This is a genomic window from Geobacillus sp. LEMMY01 (assembly GCF_002042905.1).
Lineage (GTDB): Bacteria > Bacillota > Bacilli > Bacillales > Anoxybacillaceae > Geobacillus > Geobacillus proteiniphilus.
Window position 1 is genome coordinate 58,174 of the sequence record NZ_MVKA01000022.1, and the last position, 21,130, is coordinate 79,303.

21 protein-coding genes and 1 pseudogene are annotated in these 21,130 nt (G+C 51.7%); 7 read left to right on the forward strand and 15 right to left on the reverse strand.

The window, feature by feature from the left end:
* Positions 1-9: 9 nt before the first annotated feature.
* Both B1A75_RS11760 and B1A75_RS11765 read right to left on the reverse strand, forming a co-directional pair.
* Positions 10-762, reverse strand: a complete 753-nt coding sequence (locus B1A75_RS11760; protein WP_074044429.1) for an alpha/beta hydrolase — start codon at positions 760-762, stop codon at positions 10-12.
* 85 nt (positions 763-847) lie between these two features.
* Complete coding sequence (locus B1A75_RS11765) at positions 848-1,351, reverse strand: metal-dependent hydrolase (protein WP_074044428.1); 504 nt, start codon at positions 1,349-1,351, stop codon at positions 848-850.
* Here B1A75_RS11765 and narJ point away from each other — a divergent pair.
* Together narJ and narI are read left to right on the forward strand one after the other, a co-directional pair.
* Positions 1,334-1,771 carry a nitrate reductase molybdenum cofactor assembly chaperone gene (narJ, locus tag B1A75_RS11770; protein WP_254866629.1) on the forward strand — a complete coding sequence of 146 codons (438 nt, stop codon included), beginning with the start codon at positions 1,334-1,336 and terminating at the stop codon, positions 1,769-1,771. The genes B1A75_RS11765 and narJ overlap by 18 nt on opposite strands.
* Positions 1,747-2,451 (forward strand): respiratory nitrate reductase subunit gamma, encoded by a 705-nt coding sequence (gene narI / locus B1A75_RS11775; RefSeq protein ID WP_079936241.1) that lies wholly within the window; start codon positions 1,747-1,749, stop codon positions 2,449-2,451. Before narJ ends, narI begins: the two co-directional genes overlap by 25 nt.
* A gap of 85 nt (positions 2,452-2,536) precedes the next feature.
* Here the strand turns inward: narI and B1A75_RS11780 are convergent.
* The 4 genes and pseudogenes from B1A75_RS11780 to B1A75_RS11795 all read right to left on the reverse strand — a co-directional run.
* Positions 2,537-2,680, reverse strand: a pseudogene (locus B1A75_RS11780) (hemerythrin domain-containing protein); the annotation flags it as partial.
* Between the two features lie 8 nt (positions 2,681-2,688).
* Positions 2,689-3,483: a uroporphyrinogen-III synthase gene (locus B1A75_RS11785; protein ID WP_011231319.1), complete on the reverse strand. Its 795-nt coding sequence runs from the start codon at positions 3,481-3,483 to the stop codon at positions 2,689-2,691.
* 173 nt (positions 3,484-3,656) lie between these two features.
* Complete coding sequence (locus B1A75_RS11790) at positions 3,657-3,902, reverse strand: hypothetical protein (RefSeq protein ID WP_079936242.1); 246 nt, start codon at positions 3,900-3,902, stop codon at positions 3,657-3,659.
* A 159-nt stretch (positions 3,903-4,061) separates the two neighbouring features.
* Entirely contained in the window at positions 4,062-6,428 is a 2,367-nt protein-coding gene (locus B1A75_RS11795; RefSeq protein ID WP_041467863.1) for an immune inhibitor A domain-containing protein, read from the reverse strand.
* A gap of 262 nt (positions 6,429-6,690) precedes the next feature.
* On the opposite strand from B1A75_RS11795, the gene B1A75_RS11800 reads away from it, so the two are divergent.
* Positions 6,691-7,995 (forward strand): ATP-binding protein, encoded by a 1,305-nt coding sequence (locus B1A75_RS11800; protein ID WP_074044677.1) that lies wholly within the window; start codon positions 6,691-6,693, stop codon positions 7,993-7,995.
* A gap of 254 nt (positions 7,996-8,249) precedes the next feature.
* On the forward strand, positions 8,250-8,999 hold the full coding sequence (map, locus tag B1A75_RS11805) for a type I methionyl aminopeptidase (RefSeq protein WP_011231323.1): 750 nt from the start codon (positions 8,250-8,252) through the stop codon (positions 8,997-8,999).
* A gap of 180 nt (positions 9,000-9,179) precedes the next feature.
* On the opposite strand, the gene B1A75_RS11810 is transcribed toward map, so the two are convergent.
* The gene (locus B1A75_RS11810) at positions 9,180-9,581 is read right to left on the reverse strand and encodes a secondary thiamine-phosphate synthase enzyme YjbQ (protein ID WP_074044673.1); all 402 of its coding nucleotides are present in this window, start codon (positions 9,579-9,581) and stop codon (positions 9,180-9,182) included.
* A 90-nt stretch (positions 9,582-9,671) separates the two neighbouring features.
* Here B1A75_RS11810 and B1A75_RS11815 point away from each other — a divergent pair, with 90 nt between their 5' ends.
* Positions 9,672-10,679: an MBL fold metallo-hydrolase gene (locus B1A75_RS11815; RefSeq protein ID WP_074044674.1), complete on the forward strand. Its 1,008-nt coding sequence runs from the start codon at positions 9,672-9,674 to the stop codon at positions 10,677-10,679.
* Positions 10,680-10,722: 43 nt separating this feature from the next.
* On the opposite strand, the gene B1A75_RS11820 is transcribed toward B1A75_RS11815, so the two are convergent.
* The 7 genes from B1A75_RS11820 to B1A75_RS11850 form a co-directional block, all read right to left on the reverse strand.
* Positions 10,723-11,571 carry a TIGR03943 family putative permease subunit gene (locus B1A75_RS11820; RefSeq protein ID WP_074044675.1) on the reverse strand — a complete coding sequence of 283 codons (849 nt, stop codon included), beginning with the start codon at positions 11,569-11,571 and terminating at the stop codon, positions 10,723-10,725.
* 15 nt (positions 11,572-11,586) lie between these two features.
* On the reverse strand, positions 11,587-12,453 hold the full coding sequence (locus B1A75_RS11825; protein WP_041467864.1) for a permease: 867 nt from the start codon (positions 12,451-12,453) through the stop codon (positions 11,587-11,589).
* Positions 12,454-12,561: 108 nt separating this feature from the next.
* Positions 12,562-14,433, reverse strand: a complete 1,872-nt coding sequence (locus tag B1A75_RS11830; RefSeq protein WP_011231328.1) for a PTS fructose transporter subunit IIABC — start codon at positions 14,431-14,433, stop codon at positions 12,562-12,564.
* 24 nt (positions 14,434-14,457) lie between these two features.
* Positions 14,458-15,369: a 1-phosphofructokinase gene (gene pfkB, locus B1A75_RS11835; protein ID WP_011231329.1), complete on the reverse strand. Its 912-nt coding sequence runs from the start codon at positions 15,367-15,369 to the stop codon at positions 14,458-14,460.
* A complete protein-coding gene (locus B1A75_RS11840) occupies positions 15,366-16,118 on the reverse strand; it encodes a DeoR/GlpR family DNA-binding transcription regulator (protein ID WP_011231330.1) in 753 nt (250 codons plus the stop codon). The genes pfkB and B1A75_RS11840 overlap by 4 nt, the downstream gene beginning before the upstream one ends.
* Positions 16,119-16,297: 179 nt before the next feature.
* Positions 16,298-18,124, reverse strand: a complete 1,827-nt coding sequence (locus B1A75_RS11845) for a diguanylate cyclase (protein WP_079936243.1) — start codon at positions 18,122-18,124, stop codon at positions 16,298-16,300.
* Between the two features lie 238 nt (positions 18,125-18,362).
* Entirely contained in the window at positions 18,363-18,959 is a 597-nt protein-coding gene (locus B1A75_RS11850; RefSeq protein ID WP_079936244.1) for a DUF5317 domain-containing protein, read from the reverse strand.
* 786 nt (positions 18,960-19,745) lie between these two features.
* Between B1A75_RS11850 and B1A75_RS11865 the strand changes: the two genes are divergently transcribed.
* Positions 19,746-20,027 carry an AbrB/MazE/SpoVT family DNA-binding domain-containing protein gene (locus B1A75_RS11865; protein WP_013145234.1) on the forward strand — a complete coding sequence of 94 codons (282 nt, stop codon included), beginning with the start codon at positions 19,746-19,748 and terminating at the stop codon, positions 20,025-20,027.
* Between the two features lie 20 nt (positions 20,028-20,047).
* Positions 20,048-20,470: a type II toxin-antitoxin system death-on-curing family toxin gene (locus B1A75_RS11870; protein ID WP_011231336.1), complete on the forward strand. Its 423-nt coding sequence runs from the start codon at positions 20,048-20,050 to the stop codon at positions 20,468-20,470.
* Positions 20,471-20,976: 506 nt separating this feature from the next.
* Here the strand turns inward: B1A75_RS11870 and B1A75_RS11875 are convergent.
* The gene (locus tag B1A75_RS11875) at positions 20,977-21,123 is read right to left on the reverse strand and encodes a FeoB-associated Cys-rich membrane protein (RefSeq protein WP_011231337.1); all 147 of its coding nucleotides are present in this window, start codon (positions 21,121-21,123) and stop codon (positions 20,977-20,979) included.
* Positions 21,124-21,130: the final 7 nt, after the last annotated feature.

Consider the following 21,130-nt stretch of genomic DNA (forward strand, 5'->3'; position numbering starts at 1 on the left):
CGATTCGTTTTATCCGGCGTGCTTGGCGAAAAATTCGAGAGACCGTTCAATAATCATCGGTTGGTCGTAATCGAGCGTCGCCACATGGTAGCTGTTTCGGAGGCGGACGATCTCTTTCTCCGTCGATGAAATGCCTTGAAAGATGATGTCGGCGTTTCCCGGCGGCACGACGTGATCTTCGTCGGAGACAAAAATCAACGCCGGACAGACGATGCGATCGAGTTTCGCTTTTGTCTGTTCCATCAGCCTAGCCAGCTGAAGAAGCGAAGCGGTCGGCGTTTTCTCGTATGCCAGCTCTTTCACATCCGGATTTTTCAAGTCCGAACCGATCGAATCGAGATACCTCGGCAGCTCGCCCCCACCCGCTAGACCAGCGCGGATGGCCGGAATATCGATAGCAGCATTCACCAACACGATGCCGCGGATGTCTGGGTGATGTTCCGCAAGATGCAGCGTGAGCGTCCCGCCCATCGAAAGTCCGGTGGCGAAAATCGCTCCGCATCGTTTTTTCAGCCATTCATATCCTTCTTCGACCGAGGCGATCCAGTCGTGGAACGTCGTCCGCTCCATATCTTCATAATGCGTTCCGTGCCCTTTTAAGCGCGGCAGGCAGACCGTGTAGCCGGCTTTCGCATACGCCTCAGCGAGCGGGCGCATGCTGTGGGGCGTGCCGGTAAACCCGTGAGACAACAGCACCCCGACCGGCCCGTTTTCGGCGTAAAACGGCTCGGCGCCCGGGAGCACCGGATATTGTTCACTCATCTTCCTCCCCCCTTATCTAGTCAAATCCGTTCCTCTCACCATATTCGCCGCCGCACCTCTTTTTTCCTTTTTTGATCGGGCGCCGTTACCACATCGACAACCATGACCGCCACCATTCGTGAAACAAGCCGTTGACGCCAAAATAGACGAACGCGATCCAAGCGATGCCAACCAATGCTTTCTCCATCCCTTTTCCCGTCCGATAGAGCGGCACTTTCCACCGCTTGGACGAAAACGGCCAAAACAGCGGCACCCCTTGAACAGAAAAAAAGTCTTCCACAATATGAAACAAGTAGCCGAGCACGAGCCCAGCGGTAAACGGCGACGCCGAGTCGCGCCAGACGAGGGCGGCAAGCACCCCCCAGACGATGAGCGAATGCGTCATGCCGCGATGGCCGAACGCTTCTTTCACTTTGCCGGCGACGCCGAACGAACGGCGGCCGACGTATGACGACGGCTCGTCAATGTCAGGAAGAAGGCTGCCGATGACAAGCCCCGCCGTATAGGCGGCGGTAAACGGCAGCTTTGTATGCGCGGCCGCCACCGCGCCGAGGCATAATGTGGCAATGACATGGCTGGAGTATCGCAACGAAATCCCCTCAAACTTTTATCGTTTTCCCCATTATACCACACAAAAGAATATTTGTTCGTTTCTTTGATGAATTTATACTTGACGTATATGACAAACGGCGAGCAGCGCGAGCGCGGAATCGAACTCGTCGCCTTAAAAGCGCGCTACGAGGCGGCCGGATTCGCCGTCTCCGATCACGAGCTGCCCGACTATTTGCCGCTGATGCTCGAATGGATGGCCTATGCAGATAAAGAGCATACGATCGCCTTGCTTGCCGACTATGCCGGCCACATCCGCGAAATCGGCGACCGGCTCGCAGCGGCGGGCAGCTCGTATGCCAAGCTGTTTGAAGCGCTCCACGTTACCTTTACTCAACTCGGCGTGACGCCGCTCCCGAAAGGAAGTGCAACGGCATGGTTAGCCAATTTCTCTGGGTGATTGTTCCGTATTTGGCGCTTGTCATTTTCATCGCCGGCCATATTTGGCGCTACCAGCGCGACCAGTTTGGCTGGACGTCCAAATCAAGCGAGCTGTTGGAGAAAAAACAGCTGCGCCTTGGCAGCTTGCTCTTTCACTGGGGCATTTTGTTCGTGTTTGTCGGCCATGTGATGGGCATTCTCATTCCTGAGCCGTTTTATGAAGCGCTCGGCGTGACAGAAGAGATGTACCACGCCATCGCCTTGGCGGGCGGCATTCCGGCCGGCTTGGCCGCGCTCGTTGGTTTGGTCATCTTATTCCGCCGCCGCCTGACGGTAAAGCGCGTGCGGGCGACAAGCAGCACCGGCGACTGGATCGCTCTTGGGTTTTTGCTCGTGGTCATCGCCAGCGGATTGTCATCGACGTTGCTGAACGTCAACCCGCACGGCTTTGACTACCGGACGACGATCGGCCCGTGGTTCCGCGGCCTCCTCACGTTCCGCCCGAACCCGGTCTATATGGAAACAGTGCCGCTTTGGTTCAAAATCCATATTCTCGCCGCGTTCGGCTTGTTCGCCGTCTGGCCGTTCACCCGTCTCGTCCACGTGTTCAGCTTCCCGCTCCGCTATTTGCAGCGCAGCTACGTCGTCTATCGAAAGCGAATGCCAAAACAAGCGGAACCGTTCGACCGCGCTCAGTGAGCGAGCGGCGGTCATCACCTAAGGACCACCAAACAAAAAAACGGGGCGCTCCCAATCAGGGCGCATCCCGTTTTTCATCTCACCGTTACTCGTTCATGCGCACAAACAGCTTCTCTTTTTCCTCATCCGACAACAGCCGCTCGGCCATCGGAAAGAGCACGTTTTCTTCTTTCATGAAATGCTCATCCAAAATATGATGTGCCTCAATGACCGCACCGGCGAGCGTCAACAAAGGGCTTACGCATCAAAGTAGCGTGCGAGCGTCACGATCATCGCTCCCATCCGCTCATGTTCCGGGGCGATGACGCGATCGACTCCCTCTTCTTCCAATGCTTCTTTTGTCACTTTGCCGACGGCGCAGGCCACGACATCGGTGCGAAACGCGTCAAGCAGCGGTGCGATCTCTTTTTTCTCGCGGGCGAACGAAAAGAAAAAGCGGACTTGCATCGCTGAAGTAAAACAGACGGCATCGACCTCACGACCGACCACTTCATTGTATAGCGTCTCAAGCGTCTTCTCATCCGGAGCGACATGCCGGTATGGAAGCAGTTCCGTATAGGACGCGCCACGCTCAAGGAAAAATTGCCGAAGCGCCGGCGCGGTATCGCCGTACAGCTGCACAACAACGTTCTTGTCCGCAAAGTCGTGCCCGTCAAGAGCAACAATCAACCCTTTCGTCGTCCCGTCCTCGCTTGCGGCCACCGGGGTGACGCCGATTTGTTTCAACGCCGTCACCGTTTTATAGCCGCGGGCAGCCACGTTCGCTTCCTTGATCGTTCGATGCCATTCAGCAGCCATTCCCTCCCGGTCGGCCGCTTCCAACAGCGCCTCAAAGCCGATTCCCGTCGTAAATACGATCCAGTCCGGCCGCATGGCGATGACGGTTCGCATTTCCTCTCCCAGTTCGCTTCCCTTTGAAAAGACGGTCCCTTGCGCTGGACGAATGATGGCCGTTCCCCCTTGCTTTTCAATAAGCGTTGTCATTTCGTCCAGTTTGCGTGAGGCGCACAAGGCAATCCGTTTGCCATGCATGTCCCTTCCCCCTTATGGTCAGTCGTTCGTCCTTTCCATTCTAAAGGACGGCGTTGGGCTATGCAACCAAAACCATTGCGCTTTTTGACACGCTGCCTTCCTCCTCGAAAGAATGTGTAGATAGCTTCAAACGCCATGAAAAAAATACGCGCCCAAAGACGCGTGCCCTCCGTTCAACGAGTATGTACCATGGTCTCTTCTCCCCGGCGGTCAAAGGAACCGATGATGCGCGTCGGCTCAACAGAAATAATCCGATCCAACGGAATATTCATCAGCCGCATTTGACGGTTGTAGACAAACAATTTGCGCGCTTCTTGGTACAACTTGATCGGCAACACAACCTCTTCCCCTTGATTCGTTTTGACGCGCACCGGCTGCTTCTCGGCAATCCACGCCGACAGCTGTTCATACCATTCCATTCTGTTTGTTCCCCCTTCTCATCCAATCCTACTTATGATTATAAACGGAAAAAGCGGAAAAAAGGGGGAAAGAAAAATCAACAAATTCGACGAAGGGATGACAAACCGTGTCGACAAATGTTCAGCGCACGGAAACGTTCCGTGCGCCTCTAGATTTTGTCAGCGATAGATCAACACGCGCGCTGCCGTGCGGTCAGCGCTTTCACCGATGACGCGGATTTTTAGGCCATAGTTGGCCACGTTCCGGCCGGCGTCAACTGCCCCTTTATTGTCATACGATCGGCTGTCGTCAAACACCGGCGTCGGCGATGTATCGTTGTCGATCAGTTGCGAGCCGCCCAACTCGAGGCGGAACGGTGCACCTTTTTTCAAGCTGAACGCCGCATCGTGCACTTGATAGCGAGTCGACGCTGTCGTGTTGCCCGACCATTTTAACGTATGCTGATCGGCATCCACAACGCCAAGAAACCCTTCGCCCGGATGGACGCCCGTCCAGTTGTTGTCATATCCTTCATCCACATACCAGACGACAAGCCCTGGATCGTACGAAAGAAGCCGGTCGCCGCGCAAAATATGGGCGAGCCCTTCATCGACGCCGCGGTGGTTGCGCCATTCAAGCAAGTAGTAATGCTCCGAATACCGCTTGCCATCGCTTTTCTCAAAGCCGTCCATCACAAAGGAGCTGTCCCCTTCGGCGCCGTCGACAAGCACAGTTGCGCCATCTGCCGTCACTTGAATGTTATCAACATACCAGCCGGCTTCCGACACCGCCACATCCGTTACATAATGGAAACGGAGATCGATGATTTTGCCCACATAGGCCGACAAGTCAAATTCGGCCTTCACCCAGCCGTTTGACGTACCGGTAATGCCATTGCCTGGGTTTTGCCCGTATGGATTGTCGGTCGTCGTAATGTTTCCTTGAATTGTTGTCCATTCGTTGCTGCCATGCGGTTTTACTTCTACCGCCCCGTAATCCCAGTCTTTCTCAATCGCGTACCATGTATCAAATGCCAGCGTCGCCTTGGACGCTCTCGTCAAATCGATCGTCGTTGACATCGTATGGTCTAAGTTGTTTCCGCTGCCGGAGAAATATGCATACGCACCGCTTGGCGGGATCGTGACGACCGCCTCTTTCTTCGGCAAGTTGATGCGCACGGCATCGTTGTTCGTCCCTTTCGTGTTCGCTTCATCGAGCACGACTTCAACACCGTTTTGCGTCACTTCGTTCCACTCAACGGTCGTTCCGCTCAGCCAGTTGCTGCCCGGCATGGTCGACTGCAAAAACTGTTTCGCCCAGGCGCTGAAGCCTGTTGGCTCGGTGCCCGGAATGCGCCCTGCCCAGCTGCCGCTCGACATGATGGACCAATATGCGATCGGCTCGCCCAAACCAGAGTAAATCGTATCGTATTCATCCGGCAGCCCTAAATCGTGGCCGTATTCGTGAGCAAACACCCCCGCCGCCCCGTCGGCCGGCTCAATCGTATAATCGTAAGCCGCCAGTTGGCCGCGCCAATACGGCACATCCGTTGTCGTATTCGGAATGCGGTACACCGATCCTAAATTCCAGCGGTGCGACCAAATGGCATCGCCGCCGAGCGAACCGCCGCCTGCTTCTTCTCCGACGCTGGAATGAATGATCATTAAATGGTCAATCAAACCGTCCGGCTCACGCGTGTTGCCATCGCCGTCCAAATCATAGCGGTCTTCTTGGTCAAATTCGCGCAAATTGATGCTCGGATCTTTCGCAGCCGCCGCCAGCGCCTCGCGCACAAGGTCGCGCGGACGGGCGTCATTGCCATCCGGCGCCGGTACATTGCCGCCGTAGTATTTGGCCGGATGTTTCGCCTGATACCAGCCCGCCACTTTTCCTTCAATTGAATAGCTGCCGCCCGATTGCTCTTCATAATATTTTTTCACCGAAATGAGCTTCTCGCCATTCGGCCCATCATAATAGCCGTCATCGCCGCCGAAAATCATATCTTCATAATGTTCGCGTGTATAATCTTTATAATACATATCCGTTTCAGTTGGCTGAATGCTGTTATGCGGAAAGTCCGGATATTCGATGAGCAAAACAAGTACACGGTCGACCCGCTTGCCGCCGTTCCACCGCTCCGGTTGGGCAGACGGCACGGAAGCCGTTTTCGATTGTCCGAGCTTTTTCCCTTTCCCGTTCAGCACCCCGTTTGTCCGCTGTCCGTCCCGCAGCGCCCCGGCGCGCTTTGCCTCTTTCTCGTATAATTCCCCTTTCTCCCGCGGCATATAGGCCGCCTTTTGCCGCAAATAGTCGCGCACCGCTTGTTCCGCCTCAGCAGGAGTCGCATCAGCACGAAGCTTTCCACTTTTTTTCAACATCTCCGCCAGCTTCTCTTCGTTGGCGATCGCAAAATCGATCGGCCCCCCTTGCTTCACAGCCGGAATGCCAGCGGTGTTGGCCGCTTTCGGAGCTTCCGCCGGAGATGCCCACAGCCCGATGCCGAGGGACAGCGCAGCAACGAGTGAAGTGATCGAACGCTTAGACAGAAAAACTCCTCCTTCACTATAATAGAATATATATACAATTAAAATATTACAGAATAATTTGATAATAATAAATCGTTATTTTCTAATAAACAAAAAATAGTTCTTTTTTCCTACTATTGTCGAAAAAACAAGATTTATATCAAAAAAAGGCTATGAATTCGACCTTAACATGCGGGTCGGTTTCCGGTTACAATGTAATATATTCGCAAGTTTTGTAGAAATTCTGCCTATGCAGCTTGACGATGGGAAAGAAGGTGCCGTGATGCTCAACATTTTCAAGGATTTTTTGCTCAACTTGTTTTTCATCCTTCTGCCAGTATTTCTCGTTCCGCTTTGTACGGAGCAAGAGAAAGGGCCGAAACGGGTTCGCCTTTATTTGCTGACCATTTGTTACGCCGTCGTCATCGTGTTATGCATCACCCTTCCGGTCGGGGAAGAGAGTGATTTTATCTTTGACTTGCGGCAAATTCCATTATGGCTTGGCGGTCTGTACGGCGGAGCAGGGGCGGCGGCATTTTTGGCGCTGACAGCGGTCGCCTACCGCTCGTTGTTTGGCGGAGCTGGCGTCTTCGTCACCGCCGTCATTTCCATCGCCATCGCTGCAACGAGCAGTTTATTGACAAAACGGTTTATCCGAATGCCAGCCAAACAGCGGGCACTGTTCGCCGCATCGCTCAGCTTCGGCTCCGGTGTATTGACCGTCGCCATGGCGGAGTGGATGGCGGCCGCGGTTTCTCCTCCACCTTCCGTTGCGCTCATTTTTTTGCTTGTGCAGCCTATCAGCATGCTCGTCGTTTGTTCGTTTTGGGAGATGATGCATCATAGCATCGCGCTGCGCAAACAAATCATTCGTGCTGAGAAAATGGAAGCTGTCACCCATTTGGCGGCCTCGATCTCCCACGAAATTCGCAATCCACTCACCGCGGCGCGCGGATTTATTCAGCTGATCGAGGAACAATCGCTCGCCGCCGACAAACGCCGCCAGTATGCACGCATCGCCATTGAGGAGCTTGATCGGGCGGAAGCGATCATCACCGATTACTTGACGTTCGCTAAACCGGCGCCCGAGACTCCGGAAAAGCTGAACGTGAAACTTGAGATTGAGCGTGTCATTGACATCCTCCGCCCGCTCGCCAATATGAGCTGCGTCGACATTCAAGCGACGCTTGCCCCATTTTCCGTCATCGGTGAGCGCGAAAAATTCCGTCAATGTTTGCTCAACGTAATGAAAAACGCCATCGAAGCGATGCCCAACGGCGGGACGCTGCAAGTGTCCGTCTCCATTGACAGCGGCCGCGTGCTCATCCGCATCGCTGACACCGGCGTCGGCATGACGAAAGAACAGCTCGAACGTTTGGGCGAGCCGTATTTTACAACGAAAGGAGTGAAAGGCACAGGGCTTGGGATGATGGTCGTCTACCGCATCGTCGAATCGATGAACGGAACGATCCGCATCGAAAGCGAAGTACATAAAGGGACAACGGTGTCCATTTATTTGCCGCTCGCACCGTCTCCCTCTTCCTCCGCGATTTCCGATAAAGAAAAACAGCTGTTTGCCGCCTTGTGACATAGCAGGGACCAGCCGTAAAAGCTCTTGCAGGCAAGGACCAACATATCGAAGTTCTGTATGCCCCCATCAAAGGGCCTTTTCTTTTTTTCGGGCATCTTTTTTTCCTTTCGTCCCCCCTTTCGCGTCCTATTTTGGGGTGAAATTCTGGAATAGCTCCTCAGTTCAGAACGGATCGCCGCGGTTTCACATCACAGTTCTTTTTGCTACAATACTATCGAAGCGAAACACATCGAGGAAAAGGAGACAGTTGCATGATTCACGTCAAAACGGAACGGGAAATTCAATTGATGCGCGAGGCGGGAAAGTTGCTCGCCGCCTGTCATCAAGAGATCGCCAAACGCATCGGACCGGGCGTCACAACGATGGAAATTGACCGGTTCGTTGAAACGTTTTTGGCCAAATACGGCGCCAAACCGGAACAAAAAGGATACCGCGGCTATCCGTATGCGACATGCGCTTCCATTAACGATGAAATTTGCCACGGGTTTCCGCGCAACGAGCCGCTGAAAGAAGGCGATATCGTCACGATCGACTTTGTCGTCAATTTGCGCGGAGCGCTCGCCGATTCCGCTTGGACGTACGCCATCGGCGACGTCGGTGAAGACGTGGAAAAGCTGCTTGACGTCACGGAGCAGTCGCTCTATAAAGGAATCGAGCAAGCGGTTCTTGGCAATCGAATCGGCGACATCGGCCACGCCATTCAAACGTACGTCGAAGCGCACGGCTTTTCCGTCGTCCGCGATTTCACCGGACACGGCATCGGCCCGACGATCCACGAAGAGCCGTATGTCCCCCACTTCGGCGAAAAAGGAAAAGGCATGCGTTTAAAGGAGGGGATGGTCATCACGATCGAACCGATGGTCAACATGGGGGCATGGCAAAGCAAAATGGATCCGAACGGCTGGACGGCGCGGACGATCGACGGCTCGTATTCAGCGCAATATGAACATACGATCGCCATTACGAAAAACGGACCGCTCATTTTGACGACGCCGGCGTAAGGATGCGAATGCTTCTTGTTCTCAACAGCTGGATTTTTCGACATTTGAAATGAAAAAACCCGGGTAAACGTTTACCCGGGTTTTTTCGTTCTCTTCTCCCTATTTACATCAAACCGTTGCATCCGCTATTCTGGCATCATCTTCTCCCGTCCCTTTGTTTACATAATATAATTATAGTTTCTAACCTTCGAGCACTTTCACGTAAAACGTGCGCTGGCGCGGTCCGTCGTACTCGCAAAAATAGACGCCTTGCCACCGCCCAAGGAGCAGACGGCCTTCATGAATAATGACGTGCTGCGAAGCCCCAACCGTGCTCGCTTTCATATGGGCGGCCGTGTTCCCTTCCATATGGCGGTCAAGCGGATGCTCCCACGGATATGTTTCATCAAAGCGGCGCATCATGTCGCGCTTGACATCCGGATCCGCGTTTTCGTTAATGGTGATGCCAGCCGTTGTATGCGGACAATAAACGACAGCGATCCCTTCCGTCACGTTAGCCTGGCGCACCGTCTCCTCGACGAATGAAGTAATGTCGATCATTTCATCCCGCTTTGCCGTGCGGATTGTAAAAGAACGAAGCATAGATTCCACCACCTGGGCAAACATTTTGTACTTCGCAAAAAAGGTTTGCTACTTTAAATAATATAACACAAAAAATGGAGTGAGAAACCGTTGGCCAAGCGCTATGAAAACTTAGACGGCGTCTCGACGCACAAAACATGGGCCGATTTCCGCCGTTGGCAGCGGGAGCGGAAACAAAAACAAAAAGATTTGTCCTACGTCGTGCCGCATGTTTCACCGCCTCAATACGAGCGGCTTCGGGAGTCGAACGGACGACCGCAGCTCTGTTGGGTCGGCCATTCGACCTTTGTCGTTCAACTCAATGGCATCACCATCGTCACTGATCCCGTCTGGGCGAATTGGATGGGCGCGGCCAAACGCTTGACGGCTCCCGGCGTTCCGCTTGACAAGATGCCGCCCGTGGACGTTGTGCTCATCTCCCACGGCCACTACGACCATTTGCATTTCGGCAGCCTCCGCCGCTTAAAAGGCGATCCGCACGTGTTCGTGCCGGTCGGCCTCGGCCGCCTGTTCCGCCGCCGCGGCTACCGCCATGTCACCGAACTGTCATGGTGGGAAACGGCCGTCTTCCGTGATGTGTCGCTGACGTTTGTTCCATCCCAGCATTGGACGCGGCGGACGCTGTGGGACACGAACACGTCGCATTGGGGCGGATGGGTGATCACATCAAACGGCGCGCCCACCATCTACTTCGCCGGCGACAGCGGCTACTTCCGCGGCTTTCGCGACATCGGCGAACGCTTTTCCATCGACTATGCGCTCTTGCCGATCGGCGCGTACGAACCGGAATGGTTTATGGGGCCGCAGCACACCACGCCCGAAGAAGCGGTGCAGGCGTTTTTGGACTGCCGCGCCCGGCTGTTTGTCCCGATGCATTACGGGGCCTTCCGCCTCGCGGACGATACGCCGAAAGAAGCGCTCGATCGCTTATGGGCCGAATGGCGGCGGCGCGGATTGGAAGATGACCGCTTGCTTTGCTTAAAGCTCGGCGAGGTGATCGATGCCGCCCAAGCGTTGACGGCCCTTTCCCAATTCGACAATACGTTCAGCCAAACAGGCGCAATCACCATGGTGAAACAAGCGCGGCAAAAGGAATGAGCGCAACTTTATCCAAAAGAGCGAGCCAGTCAGCGGCTCGCTCTTATTCATTGAATTGGCGGTATACGTACGGCTCCTTCGGTTTGGCCACCCTCTCCCATGACGTCACTTTTACATACGGAAGCGTCATATGAAACGGCTGGTAATACATGGTGGATAGCGTACCTTTCACATGAATCCATTCATCATTTTGAAGCGGCACCGTCTTTGGAAACTGAAGGAGCAGCCCGTACACCCCTGAATCCGCAACACAATGAATGATTCCAAAGCGAAGGAGAAACGCCTCATTGGCGCGCGCCGTTTCCTCACGGTAGACAAACCCGATGAATTCAATGTCGCGGGCGGCAAATTCGCCAGGAAACTGATAAATCGTTTCCATGGCATTTAAATAGTTTTGATCATTCAACTCCAAGCGAGGGAGACGGCCGTATTTTTTCAGCTCTTTTTCCATGGCATTTTGATAATCATCCCGCCCATAATACATGCTCGTATCCGGACGCAAAAACTGCCGCTGGGCAAACGGATCGCTGCTGTCAGCCGCCATCCCAGGAACATGAATTCCTTTCGCCTTTACGACTTCAGAATCCAGCGTCGCAACGGGAAACAAGAAGGCGGAAACAAGCGGAAAAACAAAAATAAGGTAATTCACCGCCCGCTTCCAGCGCGCAGACGGCTCATGATGATGATGGCCGCAGCACTCCTCCCCATGATCGTGCGGTTCCTCGTTGCGGCTTGCCAGCACAAATTGCACGATCGTTAAAAAAGCAAACACAAACATCGCACTAAACGAAATATACGAATACCGCATATTAATGTATTTGCTCAACTCTCCAGTAATATATAAATGGAAAAACAAAAACGCAAACCCAAGCAAAATATACATGCGAACCATGCCGCCACCTCCTTGCTAGATCAATAGCGATCCGGCAAACACAAACAACGTGATATAGGCAATCAGTTTCCACACAAACCGGGCGCGGAATGACTGAAACAACATGAGCGTATTTTTCACATCGAGCATCGGCCCGTAAACAAGAAACGCTGCCAGCGCGTGAAACGGAAATGTGCTTTGAAACGACGAGGCGATAAATGCGTCCGCCTCGGAACAGAGCGACAGTACGAAGGCGAGCGCCATCATGACCAAAGAGGCCGCCACTTTCCCATTGCCGATCGAAACAAGCGCCGACGTTTTCACATACGTTTGCATCGCCGAAGCAATGAACGCCCCAATGATCAAATACTTTCCGGTCGCAAAAAATTCATCGATCGTATGGTGCAGGGTGCCGACGATTTTCTCTTTCCACGTACGGGGCATCATCGGCATCTCGCGCCGTTCATGGCGCAACTCGCTGCCTTCATGCCGAATCGCCATCACGGCGCCGACAGCGACGGCGACGGCGCAAGCGAACAGCGCCCGGCACAATACCATCGTCCAACTGCTTCCGAAGGCGATATATGTCGAAAACAGCACAACCGGATTGATGACGGGAGCCGTTAACATAAACGGCACGGCCGCGTAAAGCGGCACCCCCTTGGCGACGAGACGGCGGGTGATCGGCACGATGCTGCATTCGCACGAAGGAAACAAAACCCCGACCAATGCCGCATAAACAATCGCCAAGCCGCGGTTTTTCGGCACCCATCGTTGCACTGTCTCTTCACTGACAAACATTTGAATGACTCCGGAAACAAACACCCCAAGCACGACGAACGGCAACGATTCAATCAATATGCTGATAAAAATCGTATTCAGCTGCAAAAACGTGTTCATCATGAGTTCTCCTCTCATTTACAACCGTTCATTGTATCACTGACAAGGCCCCCTGTCATGAAAATTTGATGAGAAAAAAGGCGCTCCGCCTTTGGCGAAACGCCTCTTCTATTATTCTTCCACTTCTTTTTTCCATAGCCCGACCATCAGCGCCGTGACGACCGAGCCGATCAAAATAGCCAACATATAAAGCCATGCGCTGCCTTTGACGATCGGGATGACGAAAATCCCGCCGTGCGGCGCCGGCAAACCGATATGGAACCACATCGTCAACGCTCCCGCAACGGCCGAGCCGACGATAATCGATGGAATGACCCGCACCGGATCAGCCGCGGCAAACGGAATCGCCCCTTCGGTAATGAACGAAGCGCCCATGATATAGCACGTTTTTCCAGCTTCACGCTCGGCTTTCGTAAACTTTTTCTTAAAGAACGTTGTCGCCAGCGCCAATCCGAGCGGCGGCACCATCCCGCCAGCCATAATCGCCGCATGCGGCGCAAAGTTGCCGGCTTCAATCATCGCCAGCCCAAACGTATACGCCGCTTTGTTGATCGGTCCGCCCATATCGACCGCCATCATGCCGCCCAACACCGCACCAAGCAGCACTAAGTTTGCGGTGCCCATGCCGGAAAGCCAATGTTTCATCCCTTCATTCAACGCCTTGACTGGATCGATGACCACATACATCATAATGATGCCGGTGAGGAAAATACCGAATACCGGATAGAGCAGCACCGGTTTAATCCCCTCAAGCGACTGCGGCAAGCGGCTGAACAGTTTCCGCAGCCCGACGACTAAATACCCGGCCAAAAAGCCGGCGATCAATCCGCCCAAAAACCCAGCGCCGCCGTTCGCCGCTAGAAAGCCGCCGACCATCCCCGGCGCAAATCCCGGCCGGTCGGCAATGCTCATGGCGATGAATGCGGCCAGCACAGGGACCATTAAAGCGAACGCATTGCCGCCGCCAATGTCCATTAACAGTTTGGCAAACGGATGATACGACGGATCTTTCGGATCAAACGCCTTAATGCCGAACGTGAAGGAAAGCGCAATCAAAATCCCGCCGCCGACGACAAACGGCAACATATTCGATACGCCGTTCATCAAATGCTTGTAAAAACCGGTTCGCGGTTTCGCCGCTCCCGCGCTGCCTCGCGCCGCACCGCTTGCCCGATAAATCGGCGCGTCTTGGCGCAGCGCCTGCTCGATGAGCTTCTCTGGCTCACGGATCGCCTGGGAGACCGGCACTTGAATGACATGTTTGCCGTCAAAACGGTCCATTTCCACTTGTTTATCGGCCGCCACAATGATCGCCGTTGCTTCTTCAATCTCCTGCGCCGTCAGAGCGTTTTTCACCCCATCGGAGCCGTTTGTCTCGACTTTGATGGATACGCCCATTTCCGCTGCTTTCGCCTTCAGCGCATCAGCGGCCATATACGTATGGGCAATCCCAGTCGGGCAGGCGGTAACGGCGAGCACTTTCCGTCCGCCGCCAGATGGCGCGCCTTGCAGAGACGGTTCTTCCTCTTTGTTCTCTTTCTCTTTGAACAAACGGAGGATCTCCTCTTCATCCGAAGCATTTTCCAACCGGGCGCGGAACGAGGCATCCATCAACAGCGACGATAGTTTCGCCAACGCCTGCAAATGCGTCTGTTCCCCGCCTTCCGGGGCCGCGATCATGAAAAACAAATGGCTTGGCTGGCCGTCCAGCGACTCGTAATCAATGCCGGCAGCCGAACGGCCAAACGCCACCGCCGGGCGCTTGACCGCCGCCGTTTTGGCGTGCGGAATGGCGACGCCATCCCCAACGCCGGTCGTGCTTTGTTTTTCGCGCGCCCAAATCGCCCGTTTGAACGCCTCCATATCGCTGACCGCTCCCGCCTCGGCGAGTTTCGCGGCCAACTCTTCAATCACTTCCTCTTTTGTCTTTGCCCGAAGTTCAAGAATCATCGTTTCCTTTGTTAACAAATCCGTGACATTCATCTGTACGCCCCCCTTTATTTCCTCCTATAAACGTGCGACGCGGACGCGGTCGACGAGCGCTTCGACTTCCTCTTTCGTGCATAAATCTTCCGAAAACGCGGTCGCGCTTCCGGCGGCGACACTGTAAGCGAACGCTTCCTCAATGGATGTTCCGCTCGCCCAGGCGGCCAAAAATCCAGCGACCATCGAATCGCCCGCCCCGACCGAATTTTTCACCGTTCCTTGTGGCGCTTCGGCAAACAGCGTTGCTTCCCGGCCGAAGTAAAACGCCCCCGCGCCGCCCATCGAGACGATGAGATGCTCCACTCCTCTTTCAACCAACCGGCGGCCATAGGGGATGATTTCTTCTTTCGTCAGCACAGCAGCGCCAAACAGTTCGGCCAGCTCATGGTGATTCGGCTTGGCAAGAAACGGCCGGTAGGCGAGCAGCGCCTCGAGCGCCGGACCGCTCGTATCGACGACAAGACGAACACGCCGTTTCACCGCTCGAGCCGCCAGTTGCTCGTACACGTCCACCGACAGCGACATCGGCGCGCTTCCGGCGAGCACAAGCACATCACCGGCCGAAAGCGCTCCGATTTTCGCTATCAATTGTGTTGCATCGTCATCGGCAATCATCGGGCCTTCACCGTTAATTTCCGTCTCCCGCCCAGCTTTCAGTTTGACGTTAATGCGCGTTTGCCCTGGGACATGAACAAAATCGCAGGCAATGCCTTCTTTCCGAAGCTCGCTTTCAATGAACCCGCCGGTAAACCCGCCGACGAATCCAAGCGCCGTGCTGTCAACACCCAAACGCTTCAACACGCGCGATACGTTGATCCCTTTCCCGCCCGGAAATGTGAACGTTTTCACTGAACGATTCAGTTCGCCAACATGCAGCTCATCGAGGTGAACGATATAATCAACAGATGGATTCAACGTGCATGTGTAAATCACGGAGCCACAACCTCTACTGTTGTTTTTGTTCGATACAAATCTTTCCACTCTTCATCCAATTCATCGGTGATCAACACCGCTTCATGCAAATCAGCAATTTTCGCAAACGCGCTTTCATTCAACTTCGAATGGTCAGCGAGCACATACGCGCGTTGCGCCAGCTGCATCGCCGTATATTTCACCAGCGCTTCTTCCGGATCCGGCGTCGTATAACCGTAGTCGTAATGAACGCCGTTGGCGCCGATGAAGCATTGGTCAAAGCGGTACTGCCGCAGCGACTCGATGGCACCGCGCCCGATCAACGCCTTCGTTTTCGGCTTGATCATGCCGCCGATCAAATACGTCGCCACATTGTGCTCAAGCAACCGCTCGACATGCATCACGCCGTTCGTGACAACGATGACCTCTTTGTCAGCCAAATACGGAATCATTTCCCACGTTGTCGTCCCCGCATCTAAATAGATGCAGTTTCCTTTTTGCACCAAACTGGCCGCATAGGCAGCGATCCGCCGCTTTTCTTCGATATATTTCAGCGATTTTTCCGATACGCTTAACTCTTCGCGCTTCTGCTGCAACAAGGCCGCCCCGCCGTGCACACGGCGCAGTTTCTTTTCGGTTTCAAGCTGCGTCAAATCGCGGCGAATCGTCGACTCCGACGCCCCGGTCGCGTCAACGAGCTCTTGCAGCTTGATGACTCCTTTTTGCGCCAACAGGTCCAAAATGAGGCGGTGGCGTTCTTCGGTCAGCACACTCCCACCTCCAATCATCGGGGATATCGCTTACAACTCTATCATATCCCAAGATAGTGAAAAAATCAATCAAAAACATTCATTTTCTATCAATATCATTCAATAAAGGAGAAAAATCATTCAAAAACATTCAAAACCAAAATAAAAAACACTTGCCATCGGCAAGTGCCTTCTTTCACTTAATTCAGTTGCTCCATCTCGGCAAGCGGCAAATAATGCTTCCGCACAAACGCGATAAACTTCGCCGCATAGACCGGATCAAACTGCGTTCCTGCGCAACGTTCGATTTCTTCAAGCGCCTCTTCAAACGTTTTCGTCGGCTGGTACGGCCGCTCGGTTGTCATAGCGTCAAACGAGTCGATAATACACAAAATGCGGGCCAGTTTCGGGATTTCTTCCCCTTTCAGCCCATACGGATACCCTTTCCCATCATATCGTTCGTGGTGCAGCTCGACAAGCGGAAGCAAATCATCAAACCGCTTCTCCGCCGCCACAATCTCGCGCCCCCACGTTACGTGCTTTTTGATGATTTCCCATTCATACTTCTCCAACTTTCCGCGCTTATTTAAAATATCGCGGGGCACTTCGATTTTGCCAATGTCATGGATGAGCGCTCCTAAAATGAGCGTCTGCCGTTCATGGTCGGTCAACTCATCAAGACGGCTGCCAAACTCCAACGCATATTTAAACACCCGTTTGCTATGGCGGTATGTATAGACATCTTTGGAAAGAAAAAATTTCACTTGCTGCTCGAGCGCTTCCAAATCTTGCTTAAACTTAATCTCATCCAAGCACATATTGTGCTTATCATACAGCTGCACGTTGTTTTTCCCTTGCGCCTTCGCGTAATACAGCGCCTGATCGGCCCGATGGATCAATTCCTCGCTTTCGTACATATCTTTTTCCATCTCGGCGATGCCGCACGAAAACGACAGGCAACGATACGGAATATGCTCGACGCCTTCAAAATATGTATCGTTCACTTCTTTGCGCAACCGATTTAAAAACGCGTACGCGTCTTCTTTCGTCGTGTTGGGCATTAAAATGGCAAACTCTTCTCCGCCATAGCGGGCGACCGTGAAGTTCGTCCCTTCCACCGCTTTTTGCAGTATCTTCCCGAAAAAAGTCAACAAACGATCGCCTTGCAAATGGCCGTTTCGGTCATTGTATTTTTTAAAATCGTCCAGATCAAGGAACGCCAATGTCAACGGCTGTTTAAGCAGTTTGCAGTCGGAAAACTGCTCCTTGAGCGCTTCCTTGAAAAAACCATGGTTGTAAAGACCGGTGAGGTGGTCTTTGTTGGCGCGGTTGGAGACTAGTTGGTATAATTGCAAAAATTTTTTAAAGATAAAAGATAACAATGTCACTAAAATAATCAGTAAGAATAGCCCAAAGTATTTTGCTTCCCATAACAAAATAGCTAAAACTAATGAAAGTAATAGAGTAATAGAATAGCTGACACATGCCTCTTTTAAAATTCCTAGTTCTAGGGCCCCTTTAAAGATTTGACCCACGCAGAGAAAGAAAAGCAATATCAAAATAACATTAATCCCGAAATAAACCAGTAAACTAACTAAATAAGGCAGGAGATTGTAGTAATTTATCTTTCCAATTTCTCCGTGGAAAAACAAAAAGGAATAATAGGCACCTGATATCATCAAACAATACATTGAAAAATTAAATAAATGTCTCCAAAAAGACATTTTTCGTCTGTAAAACAGTTCCACAACACTATAAATAAACAAAACTTTCAGAGTAAAACTAATGCCATATAAAAATAAAATAGCAAGATAAATAGATGAGTCCATTGAGAAAGAATTAGCTTTAGGAGGTAAACTAATCGGAAAAAAATTCAACAAAATAATGGAACCAACTAACATATAAATTAAAACCCAATCCCAAAGGGATTGAGCAAAGAAATCAAGATTAATCCAAAAGCTGGACAAACCTAAAAATGAAATTATGATAATATAAATTTTTTCTGTTTCTTTAAAATTCAACGCCATATATAACCACTCTCATGTGAATAAAATTCGATTAATAAGACTAAAAAGAGACGCAATACATGAAATCATTTTCTTAATCAAGTGTTGAAAACATCTTGAATCAAATCTTGCAGAAAAGCCACAACTATTCAATCAGTCTAAATCCAGAAGTCAATGCCACAATCACCGAACCAAGGATGAACAAATTGATTAACACTTGTTTTGCTTTGAATTTCATGTCCTTTTCCCCCTTAAAATTTTATTTATTGATCGCAGGAGCACCCGTTGTTTCTTCAGCATCGTCTGCCCCATGGCGCGGTGCGCTGAGCATCAGATGCTGGATGAACAAGAACGCCCCTACGTTCATCACAACGTCGCCGATGCTGATGACTTGTTGGCGCGGGTACGGCGGAGACAGCGGAATGATGTCGCCAAGAAACGGCAGAAGCGTATCCGATGTGATCGCCTGGTGCTTGCCGTACAGACCGGCTTTTAACGCTTCGATGTATTCGCGGCCGAGAAATTGGGCGGCTTCGATCGATACCGGCATCCGTCCGCCGTTTACGGCCATGACGATAAAGTTAAGCAAGACGCCGGCGAAGATGACCGGAAACCCCGGCTGATGGCGGTTGAGCCACAGAAATGCGAGTCCTGTGATATAGACGAGAAGAAAAATAACGTTGCTCATTTTGGCGATCCACTCGATGCGTTCTTGAAGGAAAAAGACGATAAACTGCACCGCCAACAAGAGCGGAAACAACCAACCGCCGCGCAATTTCATGTTGGCCAACCCTTTCAGGCTTCCGCCGCGAAACCAGCCGATCAACAACGACAAAATGATTCCATCGTAAACCATAATGCTGTCCCCTTGATAAACAGAATTTTCTCTTTTTTCTAAACTACTGTCCTCACTTCTATTTTTACCGTTTTTTTCATTCCATGTAAATAGTCCGTTCGTCCTAACTGCAAACAAATTTTGATGAATATCGTTTCCTTCTTTTCTTTTTCGTCATTCTTTGAAACAAGAAACGACAAAAACAGCGGCATGTATATCCATTGAATAGTGAAAAAGAACCTACCCTCAATGGAATGATCCCCCGACTGCGCAAACACTTAGCGGCAGGAGATTCTTGGGCGCGCCTGCCCACAGCCAGCAAGCCGTACTCGTTCATCTCACCGTTCCGCTTCCGCGCTTATGCGGATTGGCTTCACGGCGCAAGATGACAAACGGATGATCCGTCGCAACAATGAATATTCCTCATTCCTCCTGCAAGACAAAGGTATTTGATAAACCCACTAAATCCCCCCAAGCAATAATAAAGATAGCCGTCGTTGATCCGTTCCGTGGCGCGGCTGTTTCATGTTTCACTGCTTGACGCTTCCGACCTCACTATGTCCGGCATGGCATAACACACAGACGGTATATCCGTACAAGCTCACTTTATGCGCCACTCCTCTTTCCCTTCTAACGACATCGATTCTAAAAATGCGGCATGCGTTTTTCTCGTTCAAAGACAAAAAGCCTTTTTTATTATTCCGTATTGCTTTTCGGAAGATTATTGTTATAATTGTTTATACAGTAATAGTTTTATGGATAAAAACGTCCTTTTTGTCCATATTATGGAAAGGAGATGGAAAAGAAATGGACGCGGAAATGTTGGGAAGCAAGGATGACAAAACGTATACACGTCGGATTAGCCAAGTCGGGAATAGTTTGTCCGTTAGCATCCCGAAAGATTTAGCCACGATGCTAAACCTAAATAAAGGCGATGAAATCGAAATATATTACGACAAGGAACGAGGGGAAATCGTGATGAAACGCGCAAACCGAATTCCAAAAGGAGTCCGTCCTGAAGTCGTGATGGCGATGAACCGCGCGATCTCCAAATATGACGAAGCGCTGCGCAACTTGAAATATAGATAAAGGAGCAACCGGAGGAAAACATGGTTTATTATTTGACAGCGGAAGAAATCATATTTATCCATTACACGATCATGGAAATGTACGACGACGCAGAACAAGCGGGGATCCAATTCCCCGATAAATTCGCGTGGATGTTGGAAAGGCCGAAAACGAAATTGTTCGGGGAGGAACAGTTCCCTTCGATTATTGAAAAGGCGTGCTGCTATTACCATTCCATCGCGACAGGTCATATTTTCCACAACGGCAATAAGCGGACGGCTTTAACCGTATTCGTCACGTTCCTTGATTTGAATGGATATGAGTTCACGATGACCAATAAAGAAGCGGAAGATTTCACGATGTACCTTGTCGAGGATGCCAAGTTCCGGGGAAATGATTGCATCCAGCATCTTGTCCACGAATTAGAAGGTTACATCCGCCCCATCCAAAAACGAAAAGAATGAGGAAAAGAGCGGGCCAAAGCCGGGTCAAGTTCAATTATTGCGTAAAATTCCATCGCCAACACAGTAAACTTGGATGACAGGACAACAACATCGTTTTTTTTGCCGCTTTGTTTTTTACACAACTGTGCGGACTTGATCCAAAGCCGCCTTTTCGCTATTCGCAGCTTTTCATACTTTTACCTTTCGGCAGGTATTGGGTATTGTCAAAAGATATCCTCCACACTCACGGTTTTCTCTTGAGTTTCAACGGTTGGAAGAAAAAAAGCTTGCCACCCCCGTTGTTTTCGGCCATCATTGAGGTAACGACACCAAACAGCCAAAACAAAGGGCAGCCTGATTTTTTGTCCTCCAGAGCCCGTTGAAACGGATGGTCCGTTGAAGCAGCTTGCCCATTGTATCCCCGCTTATTTTTTGGCTATCCCACAACATGGAAGCGGAAGTCTTCCGTCGGAAAATGAAAAAAACGGATTCCGATCATCGTCAGGAATCCGTTCGCCCTTAACAGGTTACCTCTCTGTCCCGCAGCTGCCTCGGCAATGGTCAGCCGCATGGCACGCCGCACATGCGCCTTTGGCGCTTTTTTTCACGTGGCGGACAAGCGCCCAGCCGGCGTAGGCAAAAATCGCTCCGCCGATCACAAGATTCGCGATCATCGATTCT

What these genes read in the sequence shown, in the direction of transcription:
- B1A75_RS11760 (WP_074044429.1), bottom strand. Translation starts at nt 762, where the DNA reads ATGAGTGAACAATATCCGGTGCTCCCGGGCGCCGAGCCGTTTTACGCC.
- narJ (WP_254866629.1), top strand. Translation starts at nt 1,334, where the DNA reads ATGGCTGGAGTATCGCAACGAAATCCCCTCAAACTTTTATCGTTTTCC.
- narI (WP_079936241.1), top strand. Translation starts at nt 1,747, where the DNA reads ATGGTTAGCCAATTTCTCTGGGTGATTGTTCCGTATTTGGCGCTTGTC.
- B1A75_RS11785 (WP_011231319.1), bottom strand. Translation starts at nt 3,483, where the DNA reads ATGCATGGCAAACGGATTGCCTTGTGCGCCTCACGCAAACTGGACGAA.
- B1A75_RS11790 (WP_079936242.1), bottom strand. Translation starts at nt 3,902, where the DNA reads ATGGAATGGTATGAACAGCTGTCGGCGTGGATTGCCGAGAAGCAGCCG.
- B1A75_RS11800 (WP_074044677.1), top strand. Translation starts at nt 6,691, where the DNA reads ATGCTCAACATTTTCAAGGATTTTTTGCTCAACTTGTTTTTCATCCTT.
- map (WP_011231323.1), top strand. Translation starts at nt 8,250, where the DNA reads ATGATTCACGTCAAAACGGAACGGGAAATTCAATTGATGCGCGAGGCG.
- B1A75_RS11810 (WP_074044673.1), bottom strand. Translation starts at nt 9,581, where the DNA reads ATGCTTCGTTCTTTTACAATCCGCACGGCAAAGCGGGATGAAATGATC.
- B1A75_RS11820 (WP_074044675.1), bottom strand. Translation starts at nt 11,571, where the DNA reads ATGGTTCGCATGTATATTTTGCTTGGGTTTGCGTTTTTGTTTTTCCAT.
- B1A75_RS11825 (WP_041467864.1), bottom strand. Translation starts at nt 12,453, where the DNA reads ATGATGAACACGTTTTTGCAGCTGAATACGATTTTTATCAGCATATTG.
- B1A75_RS11830 (WP_011231328.1), bottom strand. Translation starts at nt 14,433, where the DNA reads ATGAATGTCACGGATTTGTTAACAAAGGAAACGATGATTCTTGAACTT.
- B1A75_RS11845 (WP_079936243.1), bottom strand. Translation starts at nt 18,124, where the DNA reads ATGGCGTTGAATTTTAAAGAAACAGAAAAAATTTATATTATCATAATT.
- B1A75_RS11850 (WP_079936244.1), bottom strand. Translation starts at nt 18,959, where the DNA reads ATGGTTTACGATGGAATCATTTTGTCGTTGTTGATCGGCTGGTTTCGC.
- B1A75_RS11865 (WP_013145234.1), top strand. Translation starts at nt 19,746, where the DNA reads ATGGACGCGGAAATGTTGGGAAGCAAGGATGACAAAACGTATACACGT.
- B1A75_RS11870 (WP_011231336.1), top strand. Translation starts at nt 20,048, where the DNA reads ATGGTTTATTATTTGACAGCGGAAGAAATCATATTTATCCATTACACG.
- B1A75_RS11875 (WP_011231337.1), bottom strand. Translation starts at nt 21,123, where the DNA reads ATGATCGCGAATCTTGTGATCGGCGGAGCGATTTTTGCCTACGCCGGC.